General features: G+C 35.7%; 11 protein-coding genes. 10 read left to right on the top strand and 1 reads right to left on the bottom strand.

What is annotated here, in order from left to right; genetic code table 11:
- Positions 1-286: 286 nt before the first annotated feature.
- The 5 genes from pgeF (at position 287) to RMR19_RS00790 (ending at position 4,720) form a co-directional block, all read left to right on the top strand.
- Positions 287-1,180 carry a peptidoglycan editing factor PgeF gene (gene pgeF / locus RMR19_RS00810; RefSeq protein WP_310601652.1) on the top strand — a complete coding sequence of 298 codons (894 nt, stop codon included), beginning with the start codon at positions 287-289 and terminating at the stop codon, positions 1,178-1,180.
- Between the two features lie 158 nt (positions 1,181-1,338).
- Complete coding sequence (locus tag RMR19_RS00805; protein ID WP_310601651.1) at positions 1,339-2,637, top strand: SPFH domain-containing protein; 1,299 nt, start codon at positions 1,339-1,341, stop codon at positions 2,635-2,637.
- A gap of 14 nt (positions 2,638-2,651) precedes the next feature.
- Positions 2,652-3,368 (top strand): hypothetical protein, encoded by a 717-nt coding sequence (locus RMR19_RS00800; RefSeq protein WP_310601650.1) that lies wholly within the window; start codon positions 2,652-2,654, stop codon positions 3,366-3,368.
- Between the two features lies 1 nt (position 3,369).
- Positions 3,370-3,933, top strand: a complete 564-nt coding sequence (locus RMR19_RS00795) for a hypothetical protein (protein WP_310601649.1) — start codon at positions 3,370-3,372, stop codon at positions 3,931-3,933.
- A gap of 16 nt (positions 3,934-3,949) precedes the next feature.
- A complete protein-coding gene (locus RMR19_RS00790; protein WP_310601648.1) occupies positions 3,950-4,720 on the top strand; it encodes a hypothetical protein in 771 nt (256 codons plus the stop codon).
- Positions 4,721-4,815: 95 nt separating this feature from the next.
- Here RMR19_RS00790 and RMR19_RS00785 read toward each other — a convergent pair whose 3' ends face one another.
- Entirely contained in the window at positions 4,816-5,991 is a 1,176-nt protein-coding gene (locus RMR19_RS00785; protein WP_310601647.1) for a ribose-phosphate pyrophosphokinase, read from the bottom strand.
- Between the two features lie 221 nt (positions 5,992-6,212).
- Here RMR19_RS00785 and RMR19_RS00780 point away from each other — a divergent pair, with 221 nt between their 5' ends.
- The 5 genes from RMR19_RS00780 to RMR19_RS00760 all read left to right on the top strand — a co-directional run.
- Complete coding sequence (locus RMR19_RS00780) at positions 6,213-7,523, top strand: DUF512 domain-containing protein (RefSeq protein WP_310601646.1); 1,311 nt, start codon at positions 6,213-6,215, stop codon at positions 7,521-7,523.
- Positions 7,524-7,750: 227 nt separating this feature from the next.
- Positions 7,751-9,076, top strand: a complete 1,326-nt coding sequence (der, locus tag RMR19_RS00775; RefSeq protein ID WP_310601645.1) for a ribosome biogenesis GTPase Der — start codon at positions 7,751-7,753, stop codon at positions 9,074-9,076.
- Between the two features lie 4 nt (positions 9,077-9,080).
- Positions 9,081-9,707 carry a glycerol-3-phosphate 1-O-acyltransferase PlsY gene (gene plsY / locus RMR19_RS00770; RefSeq protein WP_310601653.1) on the top strand — a complete coding sequence of 209 codons (627 nt, stop codon included), beginning with the start codon at positions 9,081-9,083 and terminating at the stop codon, positions 9,705-9,707.
- 27 nt (positions 9,708-9,734) lie between these two features.
- The gene (locus RMR19_RS00765) at positions 9,735-10,748 is read left to right on the top strand and encodes an NAD(P)H-dependent glycerol-3-phosphate dehydrogenase (RefSeq protein ID WP_310601644.1); all 1,014 of its coding nucleotides are present in this window, start codon (positions 9,735-9,737) and stop codon (positions 10,746-10,748) included.
- Positions 10,749-11,082: 334 nt separating this feature from the next.
- Positions 11,083-11,979, top strand: an 897-nt coding sequence (locus RMR19_RS00760; RefSeq protein ID WP_310601643.1) for a S8 family serine peptidase, incomplete at its 3' end; no start/stop codon positions are given.

Raw genomic sequence — 11,979 nt, 5'->3', positions numbered from 1 at the left:
AAAAAGAATCCTCTTATACAATTATAGATATATCAAAAGAACAAATCCAGTTAAACACATTCTTTGTAGAAAGTGGAAAGAAAGTTGATAAAACAATTATTATAACAAAATAGAGAGTGTTAACTAAAATGCGTGGTCCCCAAATAGTGATAAACTAGAAGGGACTTTTTAATTTGCAAAAAAGTCATTGATGGAGAGTAAGTGGCAAAAATAAGGGAAAGATGATATAATAAAGCGTAGATAACGAAATGAACAATTAAAAAAACAGATAACTATAGGAGTGACTATGAAAGATATTCAATTAAAATATAAAGACAAAAATCAAGTGAGCAATATTGTTTATAATGCGGAAGGACAAAAGGAGGGAGAGTTACATTTTGATGGTGATGTTGGATATGTAACATTTCCTGTATTAGAGGAGCAATCATATATCAAACATGGTTTTTCAACTCGTTTAGGTGGTGTAAGCAAAGAGCATCTCTCATCAATGAACCTTAGTTTTTCTAGAGGTGATGAAGAAGAAAATGTTCGTGAGAATTATCGTAGAATTTGCAAAGTGCTTCATGTTAATCCAGAAGATTTAGTATTCTCGGATCAAGTGCATGATACGAAGATTTATGTTGTAAAGGAAGAAGACGGAGGAAAGGGATATCGTTATCCAAGAGAGTTAGAGGGCTTTGATGGTTTGATTACGAATTGTGATAATATTCCGCTTGTAACGTACTATGCGGATTGTGTTCCTTTGTATTTTATAGATACGAAGAATAAGGCAATTGGATTATCTCATTCTGGTTGGAGAGGCACTGTGAATAAGATGGCTTTGCATACAGTGGAAGCGATGACAAAAGAATTCGGTAGTAATGCCGAGGATATTATTGCAGTAATAGGACCATCAATCTGTAGAGATTGCTATGAAGTTAGTGAAGATGTAGCAGTGGAGTTTATGAGGGCATATTCCAAGGAGATTGCAGATACATTATTAGAAAAGAAAGCAGATGGAAAGTACCAACTTGATTTGTGGTTAGCGAATAAGGCAAATTGTATAGAGGCAGGAATCAAAAGAGAAAACATAACGAATTCAAATATCTGTACATGCTGCAACCATGAAATCTTCTTTTCGCATCGTGCATCGAAAGGAATGCGTGGGAACTTGGCTGCGTTTCTTGCAAAAGAATATTAGGGGTTACTGTTCTGCATCATAAGTAATTGAAATAAAGAGGAGAAAATGTTAAACTAATAAGTGTAGATGATGAGGAACATCGTCTTGAATAGGTAAATGGATTATATAGTAATACTATAATAATAGAGAATAAGAAGTATCATTGTTAGGAGGGCATTATGGCAATAGTAGAAGTTGTTAAATATAATGGAGGTCCTGATGTATTCGCTTGGAAGTATCCGAGTGAAGAACTGGGAACATGGACACAATTAATCGTTAATGAATCACAAGAGGCTATATTGGTTAAGGGAGGAAAAGTCCTTGATGTATTTGGCAGTGGAAGACATACGTTAGATACAGCTAACATACCGATTTTGAATAAAATTGTGAAGTTGCCGTTTGGAGGACGATCTCCATTTACGGCAGAAGTATGGTTTATTAATAAGGTATATTCATTGGATATCAAGTGGGGAACAGCAACTCCAATACAAATACAAGATCCTAAGTATGGAGTCTTTGTTCCTGTACGTTCAAACGGAGTTTTTGGAATTCATATTGAGGATTCAAAAAAGTTTTTGATTAAGTTAGTTGGTGCACTTCCTGTTTTTGATAAAAACAGTGTTACGAAATTCTTTCGAGGTGTATATATAACAAAAGTTAAAGATGCGGTATCGCAGTATGTAGTACATAAACAGATTAGTTTACTTGAAATAAATGCATATATTGATGAATTATCCTCTTTTATGAAAGAACGCATTGAGCCAACAATGGAGGAATATGGAATCAATCTTGTTAATTTCTATGTAAATGATCTTAGTATTCCAGAGGAAGATCCAGCTGTAAAAAAATTAAAGGCTGCATTAGCAAAGCGTGCTGAGATGAATATTATAGGCTATAACTATCAACAAGAGAGATCGTTTGATACGTTAGAAGGTGCTGCTAAGAATTCTGGCACATCATCACAGATTATGGGAGCTGGTCTTGGTCTTGGAATGGGCGTGGGATTTGGTGGTTCTGTAGGTAATGCATTTGGTACAATGTCTGGAGAACTTAATACAGGTAACAGTGCGACAGGAAAACAGAAAAAATGTCCAAAGTGTCATGCGGCAATGAATGCAGAGCAACGTTTTTGTGGTGTATGTGGATTTGATGCAGAAAGTGAAAAGAGCACGGATTCAGAAGTGAAATGCAGTAATTGCGGTGCAAAACTAAATCCAAATATGAAGTTTTGCCCAGAATGCGGTGATAAGTATAATAGATGCCCGGAATGTGGCTATGATATGCCAGAGGGCGCTTCAAAATGTGATAAATGTGGTTATGAAGCACCAGGAAGTTGTCCTGGATGTGGTGCTACTATCTCTAAAAGTACAAAGTTCTGTCCAGAGTGTGGTATGTCACTAGTAAAGAGCTGTCCTAAGTGTGGAGTATCGATAGAAGGATCACCGAAATTCTGTCCAGAATGTGGTGAAAAATTATAATTGGGGAGGACAATATGGAAAACAAAAATAAAAACAGAAGTAAAGCACTCTTATTAATCGGAATTATATTAGTTGTATTCACGGGAGCTTTATACTTATTGTTAGTGAAAGATAGAACAACACAAAGAGCGATTTGTCTTGGTTTTATGATGGGAGCTGAAGTTGTATTCTTTGGTGGCATGTTAGGAATTGAATTCCTAAGCAAGAAAACATCACAGATTATTCTAAGAACAGTATGTGGTATTGCTTTGGGTATCGGTTCATTAGTTTCTATCGTTGTTTCCTACATCTATATCGTGGGAGAAAGCGATGGTTTAACACATTTTTATTCGTTACAATTAATAATTTGGGTAATTGCATGCGTTGTATTTATTATTGGTTACTTTACAGCATCAAGTGTTAAAAAATCAGAGACTGGAGTAATGAATGCAGTTGTGACATTGACAGAAGTGATAAACCAGCTTAATTTACTAAGTAGTGATGCTAAGAATGCACCATATTCAAAACAAATTAAGAAGATAGCAGAAGAGTTACGCTATAGTGATACTTCTTCCCTTGTGCCAAGTGATGAAAAAATTGGGCATGTTGTAGCTAAATTGGATTTGACTTTGATGCAGGAATATACAAAAGAAGAAAAAGACGTTAAAGTAGAGAATCTACTTTCGGAGCTACTTGCACTAATCAATAAGAGAAAGCAAGAAGTGAAGTTGACTAAAGTAGGAGGCATTTAGGTTGAATAAGAATAAAGGAACTCTTTTTATAAGTAAGCTTATAGAAAAGATACAGCTCTGTATTGGTGCAATTTTGGTCTTTGTATGTGGATTTGGGTTAATATCATGTATAGTGGATCAGGAGGTGGATACATCAACACTGGTCACAGCCATTGTATTTATTGGTTTAGGAATATGGCTTATTAAATTAAGCAGAGCAAGAAAAAAATTAGTGTTTAATTTTAGAGCGTATGTAGCATACTTATCGACAGATCCAACGGGGTCAATTGAAGAACTTGCAAACAGTATGGGGACATCGTCAGATGTTATTACGTCTAATTTGAAACAAATGATACAGAAGAAGTTTTTTGTTAATGCATATATTGATTCTGTTAATAAACGAATTGTATTTCCGAATATGCATGTTTCAAATACACAAAATAGTGCTCAGTTTGCTACATATAATCAAGCGAAAGATGTTGAATATATGACTGTGACATGTAAAAATTGTGGTGGAATTAACAAGATTGCAGTAGGCAAAGTAGAAGAATGCGAATATTGTGGTTCTCCTATAAAACAAGATTGAAAGGTAACAAATGATTATGGAAAATAAAAATTCACTACCATGGGCACTTGTAGTAATCGTATTGATTGCGTTCTGGCCACTTGGTTTATACTTACTATATAAAAAAATTTCAACACAACCCTCTTTTGAACTACAAGGAGGAAAGATATCGAGAGTATTAGGCTGGGTGTGTATTGTATTGGGAGCGATTTATATATGTATGGCGGTATTTGATGAGAATATACTAGAAACAACTTCTGATGTGGATGCTTTGTCGGGAATTGTGGTATTAGGAATAGTGTTTATGGTTTTAGGAGTATACTTGCTTTTTTATTCTAAAAGAAAACGAGCACGAGCTGAGCGATATCAAAAATACATAGCAATAATCGGAAACAACAGTACAAGAAGTATAGATTATGTTGCGAGTGCATTGTCAACTACTTATGAAGAAGCGCATAAAGAACTGCAGGACATGATAAGAAAAAGGCTTATTGAAAATGCATATATTGATGAATATAAGCGAGAAATTGTACTTGAAAATTTTGCCAGAAATAGCAATTCGGTACACGAAACAGCAGAGGAAAGAATGTTCAGACAACAAAATTTCAAGCAGCAACAACTTAGGGGAAGACAAGTGCAAATGCAATATGGGCAGACTCATGCGACTCAAGCAAATTACACCAATCAAGCGACAACGCCAGAAAAGAAAGGGCCAAGAGTTGTTACTTGCAAAAACTGTGGTGCAAATAACACGATTCAAGATGGTGCATTAGGGGAGTGTGAATACTGTGGCTCTCCTGTAGAATAGAATACTTAATACGAAGAGCATTAACAAAAAGGGCTGTTGCAAAATAGATGAGTAAAATCAATCATTTTGCAACAGCTCTTTTTGACATAAAGTATTTATTTTTTAATCTCGGCTAAAAGTTCTTGGATACGTAGCGTAGGATTTAGTAATGCATTAACAGAGGTATCATGGTTTGATGTATTAATAATTAAACTAAGATATTTGCTCAAATCAACATTTGCATAATATGGTTTGCTTTTTAGCTCATCAGAAACATAAGATAAATTAGTCGTATAGATGCGATTGATGATGCCATCTTCGTAAGCTTTATCAAAACGTTCAAGACCTTCAGAAAATAAACCAAATGTAGCAGCGATGTAGATGTTACGTGCGTTGCGCTTTTTGAGTTCGTAAGCGGTATCAAGAGCGCTAGTGCCAGAAGCAATCATATCATCAACGACAAGAACATCTTTACCAGCTACATTATTACCTAAGAACTCAAAGCCGGTAACTGGGTTTTTACCATGTGTGTTTTCTTTTGCGGTGTAATTTCTTCTCTTATAGAACATACCCATATCAACACCAAGAACATTAGCGTAATATACAGCACGACCCATACCACCATCATCTGGACTGACAATCATTAATTGATCTTTGTCAAAGGAGATATCGGATTCTGTTTGGGCAATCTCACGAATAAATTGTAGGGCTGTCGTGAAATTATCAAACCCTTGAATAGGGATGGCGTTCTGTACAGTAGGATCGTGGGATTCGAACGTAATAATATTGTCAACGCCCATGCTAACAAGTTCTTGAAGAGCAGTTGCACAATCAAGAGACTCTAGTACATTGCGTCGGTTTTGTCTGTTCTCATAAAGATAAGGAAGAATGACAGTTATACGATATGTCTTTCCGCTACAAGCAGCGATAATACGTTTTACATCTTGAAAGATATCGTCTGGAGAAGTGAATGTATTCGTTCCAGATGATTGATATTCTCCACTGTAATTTGTGACATCAGCAAGTATGTATAAATCTTTTCCGTGAACAGACTCGTTTAGTTTAGCCTTGGCTTCGCCAGATCCGAATCTTGGACAGTCGGCATCAAGAAGATAGGTTTCTGATTGATAACCGAGGCGTGTGAGTGCATGTGTCTTCTCTGCTGAGTTGTCGTTGTTTCTGCTGTGGATAATGTCCTCATTTATTAATAAGCCAAGATTAGCACAGCTTGAATGAGCATATATTTTAAGGGGAGCGACTGGGATTAGTTCGCTAAATGAAACTTTTGTCATGAAGTACCTCCTAATAGTGTCATACGTAATTATTCTCTATCATTTATAACACTTGAAAGCAATTTCGTCAAGAAGATAGAATGTGTATGAACAAGTTGAATCATGATATTTGCGTTAGAAAAAGAACATTTACAATTACATAATAAATTGGTATCATATAAATTATGTTTTGCGTTGTGATACGTAAATTATGATAGTGGGAATAGGAAGGAAAGAGAGCCATGTTAGAAAAAAAACATATTGTAAAGAGTGTGGCTGCAGGAAGTATTGCTGAGGAATTGGAGATTGAGCAAGGAGATGTTTTACTAAGAATTAATGGGAATAAGATAGAAGATGTATTTGATTATCACTATTTGGTAAATGATGAATATCTTGAGTTACTAATTTTGAAACAGAACGGTGAGGAATGGGAATTAGAGATAGAGAAGGAATACCAAGAAGATTTAGGGATTGAATTTGAGCAAGGTTTAATGGATCAATATCGTTCTTGCCGTAACAAATGTATCTTCTGTTTTATTGATCAGATGCCAAAAGGTATGCGAGAAACGTTGTATTTTAAAGATGATGATTCCAGATTGTCTTTTTTGCAAGGGAATTATATAACACTCACGAATATGTCTGATGAAGATGTTGATAGAATTATCTTATATAAATTAGCTCCAATTAACATTTCTGTTCATACAACAAATAAAGAACTCCGATGCAAGATGTTAAATAATCGTTTTGCAGGTGAGGCATTGAATAAGATTAAGAAACTTTATGAGAATGAGATTGAGATGAATAGTCAAATTGTATTATGCAAAGGCTATAATGATGGAAAGGAACTAGATAAGACGATAGAAGATTTATCACAGTATATACCACATATGCGAAGTTTGTCTGTAGTTCCTATTGGTTTGACAAAGTATCGTGACAATCTTGCCGTGGTGGAGAAGTTTACGAAAGAGGATGCGATACAAGTATTAGAGCAGATTCATTCTTGGCAAGAAAAAATAAAAGAGAAGCATGGACATAGATTTGTGTTTGCAAGTGATGAATGGTATATTACAGCAGGACTGCCAATACCAGAGGAAGATTATTATGAAGGATATGGACAGATTGAAAATGGAGTTGGTATGGTTCGCTCGCTGATCGATGAAGTAAGGGAGTATCTTTTAGAAGTGGAAGTAGATGAAAAGGCAAGAAAGATAGCAATGGTGACAGGTGTGTTAGCAGCACCAACGATAACACAGTTAGCAAAAGAGGTTATGACAAAATATCCGAATATAGAAGCACAGGTATATGCCATTGAAAATGAATTCTTCGGGAAAGATATTACTGTGGCAGGATTGCTGACAGGGCAGGATATTATTAAGCAACTCAAAGGAAAAGACTTAGGAGAGTATCTGATATTACCAAATGTTTTACTAAGAGATGGAGAAGATGTCTTGCTTGATGATTTGTGTGTATCGGATATAGAAAGAGAACTACAAGTTAAGATAAAAATTGCTCAAGAAGATGGGAAATCATTTGTAGAAACGATGACTTTATAAAGAGATGATTGCATAAAGAAATCCTAGATTTTTTTGTTACCATGCGTAAGAAACTGTAAAAGAACAAAAAAATATTTTGGAAATCAAAATAAGAAACAGTTTACAAAAACACGAATTATTGTTATCATGTTAAGGATGAGCTGGTTTGAGTGAATGGAACTGAACCCCAAGTAGTTCGAAACTAGTTTTCAGAAGGAACAGTAACATAGATAGTAAGGAGAATAGAAATGAGTAAACCAATCGTAGCAATAGTAGGACGACCAAATGTTGGTAAATCTACATTGTTTAATGCTCTTGCTGGAGAAAAAATCTCGATTGTTAAAGATTATCCAGGAGTAACAAGAGATCGTATATATGCAGATGTCACTTGGTTAAATTATCAATTTACAATGATTGATACAGGTGGTATTGAGCCAGAGAGTAAAGATTTAATGTTAAAGCACATGCGTGCACAAGCAGAGATCGCAATAGAAACTGCAGACGTAATTTTATTTATTACGGATGTACGTCAAGGTCTTGTAGATGCGGACTTTAGAGTTGCGGACATGCTTAGAAAATCTGGAAAACCAGTTATCTTAATTGTTAATAAGGTAGATAGTTTTGAAAAATTTATGTCAGATGTATATGAATTTTATAACCTTGGAATTGGTGACCCGGTTCCAGTATCTGCGGCTTCTCGTCTTGGTATAGGTGATATGCTTGATGAAGTAGCAAAATACTTCCCACAAAATGATGAAGAGGAAGTAGAAGATGAAAGACCACGTGTTGCAATTGTTGGTAAGCCAAACGTAGGTAAATCATCAATTATTAACCGATTAGTTGGAGAAGAACGTGTTATTGTATCGGATATTGCAGGTACAACTCGTGATGCAATTGATACAGCAATCACATGGCAAGATAAAGAGTATGTATTTATTGATACAGCAGGTCTTAGACGTAAGAGCAAGATAAAAGAAGAGTTAGAACGTTTTAGTATTATTCGTACAGTAACAGCGGTAGAACGTGCCGACGTTGTTGTTGTTGTAATTGATGCAGAAGAAGGCGTAACAGAGCAAGATGCAAAGATTGCTGGTATTGCTCACGAAAGAGGAAAAGGTATTATTATTGCGGTTAATAAATGGGATGCAATTGAGAAAGATGATAAAACCATTTATGAACATACAAGAAGAATCCGTGATATATTAGCGTTCATGCCGTATGCAGAAATCGTGTTTATCTCAGCGAAGACAGGACAACGTGTTAACAAGATCTTTGATGTTATGGATGTTGTTATTCAAAATCATGCACTTCGTATTGCAACAGGTGTATTGAATGAAATTATGATGGAAGCAGTTGCAATGCAACAGCCACCTTCAGATAAAGGAAAACGTTTGAAACTTTACTATATAACACAAGTAGCAATCAAACCGCCTACTTTTGTTATCTTTGTAAATGACAAACAGTTAATGCATTATTCTTATACAAGATATATCGAGAATAGAATACGAGACGCATTTGGCTTCTCAGGTACTTCGCTTAAATTTATCATTCGTGAAAGAAAGGAGAAAGAGTAGGATGATTGAGATATTGATTTGCTTATGCATTGGATATGCGTGTGGTTGTATTTCGACAAGTTATATTGTTGGAAAGGCAAATAATATTGATATAAGAGAACATGGTAGTGGAAATGCAGGAACAACGAATGCATTGCGCACGTTAGGAGTAAAGGCGGGTGCGATTACGTTTTTTGGCGATGCGTTCAAGGCATTAATACCAATCTTGATAATTCGATTCTTTTTATTCCAAAATTCTGCGATAGAGCCTCAATTGTTGTCGCTCTACACAGGACTTGGAGTTATATTAGGTCACAATTATCCTTTCTGGTTGAATTTTAAGGGAGGAAAGGGAATTGCGGCTACAGGAGGAGCTCTATTAGCATTTGATTGGAGAGTTACTTTAGTTGCAATAGTAGCATTTGTGATTATTACAGCGATTACAAGATATGTATCATTAGGTTCTTTGGCGGTATCAATTATTTTTCCTATGGGGGTACTACTATTTTACAGAAGTAATCCACAATTTATACATATGCTAATTGTCAGTTGTCTTTTTACAGTGTCAGCTTTTTATAAGCATAAAGACAATATCAAAAGGTTACTTAATGGAACAGAAAATAAATTAGGACAAAAAGTAGATGTAAAATAACAAAGTTGCCGGGAGGTATTGTGATAAATGAGTAAGGTTACAGTATTAGGAGCAGGAAGCTGGGGAACAGCACTTTCAATTGTATTAGCAAACAATGGTCATGAAGTAATTCTTTGGTCAGCATTACAACCAGAAATTGAGATGCTACAAACACATAGAGAACAGATCGACAAGTTACCAGGAATAAAATTGCCAGATAATATTGAAATTACAGGGGAACTTCCTTATGCATGTGAAAATCCAGATTTAATTGTATTTGCAGTAGCCTCACCTTATGTAAGATCTACAGCAAAATTGGCATCTCCGTACATTAAGGAAAGACAAATTGTTGTTAATGTGGCAAAAGGAATTGAAGAGGATACCTTAATGACGTTGTGTGAAATTGTTGAGGACGAACTTAATAATCCGGATGCAGCAGTATTGTCAGGTCCGAGCCATGCAGAAGAGGTTAGCAAAGGAATTCCAACAACCTGTGTTGTAGGTGCGCATAGTAAAGATACCGCATATTTTATTCAAAATATCTTTATGAATGAAAGATTCCGTGTATATACTAGTCCGGATATTGTTGGTATTGAACTTGGTGGTTCGCTAAAGAATGTTATTGCATTAGCAGCAGGAGTTGCAGATGGTCTTGGTTATGGAGATAATACGAAAGCAGCTTTAATTACAAGAGGTATTGCAGAAATGAGCCGTCTTGGAATTGCAATGGGTGGACGAATGGAAAGTTTCTCAGGATTATCTGGAGTAGGGGATTTGATTGTTACTTGTACAAGCAAGCATAGTCGTAATCGTGCAGCAGGATATCTAATGGGACAAGGCTATACAATGAAGCAGGCAATGGACGAAGTGAAGCAAGTAGTTGAGGGTGTATATTCAGCGAAAGCAGCATTTGCATTAGCGAAGAAGTATGACGTATCTATGCCGATTGTAGAGCAGATTAATAAAGTTTTATTCGAGGATAAGTCTGCAAAGGAAGCGGTAACAGACTTATTGCTTCGCGATAAGAGAAGAGAGTATTCGGATCTTGAGTGGGAAGAATAGATAAACGCAAATAGAAAAACACAAATAATATAGGGCAGCTATAAATGAAGAGAAATCATTTATGCTGTCCTTTTTGGTAATACTTGACGCAATAATAAATAGTTAGCTATATATTAAAAAGTATTAAATTATAAAGCAAGAAGTTGTTTGATAAGATTGACATTTGGGTAAATAAATAATAAAATATTACTGTTAATTACATACGTGTATAAGTGAAGATGCTTAAATTACAGAACTATTGAAGGGAAGTAAGGTAAGCTTTTTTTCTACTCTTTTTAAGAAGTAGAGCTTATATAGACCAATTAACAAATACATAACGGGAGAGAGGGAAATTATGCGTAAAAGATGGCTGGCGGTCGCTATGGCAACAACTCTTATGTTCACAAGCATTGTACCATCACAGTACTTACAAGCTGCGTTGAATACGGATTATGCAAAAAGTGAACGTGGTGTTTCGAAAGGTGCAACACAGAAACAAACATTATCAAAAAATCCATTGGAGGAGAATTCTTATCAAGAGGATGACGAGGTTACAATTATAGTTGAACTTGAGGAGAATTCATTATTAGAGCGTTTTGATAGTGCTGCGGGGAACTATCAGACAAGAACTTATTATACAGATGCAGAGACATATCTGGATTCAGATGAGGCACAGTTAAGTAGTGAACAGATGATTGAAAAACAGAATCAGGTAGTAAAAAGCATTAACAAAAAGATACGCACATCGTCAAATGATGTTTTGTATCACTACACAACGGTTATGAATGGTTTTGCAATAAAAGCAAAATATGGACAACTTGATGAAATTAAGAAAATGCCAGAAGTAAAAACTGCTTATGTGGCACGAACTTATGAAGTAGTTGAACCGAATATGACAACGAGTAACCAGATGATTGATTCAGGCGTTGCACATGACTTGGATTATAATGGTGAAGGTATGGTAGTGGCAATTTTAGATACGGGTTTGGATACCTCTCATGAAGCATTTTCAGCAGACACATTATCCGTAGATGCTTTGGCAAACTTAAAGATTACAGAAAGTATGGTTTCGCAAGAAGTGACAGCGAATAACGTTGCGGCTGGAAGATATGTGAGTGACAAAATACCATTTGCTTATGATTATGCGGATGATGACAGTGAAGTTACACCATCTAAAGTGGGCGTAGAACTCTATGGAAACAGCCATGGAACACATGTAGCAGGAACTGTGGCAGGCAATAGCAGCACAATT

This window comes from Anaerosporobacter sp. (assembly GCF_031551385.1).
In the GTDB taxonomy this organism is placed as follows: domain Bacteria; phylum Bacillota; class Clostridia; order Lachnospirales; family Lachnospiraceae; genus Anaerosporobacter.
Note: the sequence above shows the minus strand (reverse complement) of the source record. Positions and strands in the feature narration are given on the sequence as shown.

What these genes read in the sequence shown, in the direction of transcription:
- der (WP_310601645.1), top strand. Translation starts at nt 7,751, where the DNA reads ATGAGTAAACCAATCGTAGCAATAGTAGGACGACCAAATGTTGGTAAA.
- RMR19_RS00765 (WP_310601644.1), top strand. Translation starts at nt 9,735, where the DNA reads ATGAGTAAGGTTACAGTATTAGGAGCAGGAAGCTGGGGAACAGCACTT.
- RMR19_RS00790 (WP_310601648.1), top strand. Translation starts at nt 3,950, where the DNA reads ATGGAAAATAAAAATTCACTACCATGGGCACTTGTAGTAATCGTATTG.
- RMR19_RS00805 (WP_310601651.1), top strand. Translation starts at nt 1,339, where the DNA reads ATGGCAATAGTAGAAGTTGTTAAATATAATGGAGGTCCTGATGTATTC.
- pgeF (WP_310601652.1), top strand. Translation starts at nt 287, where the DNA reads ATGAAAGATATTCAATTAAAATATAAAGACAAAAATCAAGTGAGCAAT.
- RMR19_RS00785 (WP_310601647.1), bottom strand. Translation starts at nt 5,991, where the DNA reads ATGACAAAAGTTTCATTTAGCGAACTAATCCCAGTCGCTCCCCTTAAA.
- RMR19_RS00780 (WP_310601646.1), top strand. Translation starts at nt 6,213, where the DNA reads ATGTTAGAAAAAAAACATATTGTAAAGAGTGTGGCTGCAGGAAGTATT.
- RMR19_RS00800 (WP_310601650.1), top strand. Translation starts at nt 2,652, where the DNA reads ATGGAAAACAAAAATAAAAACAGAAGTAAAGCACTCTTATTAATCGGA.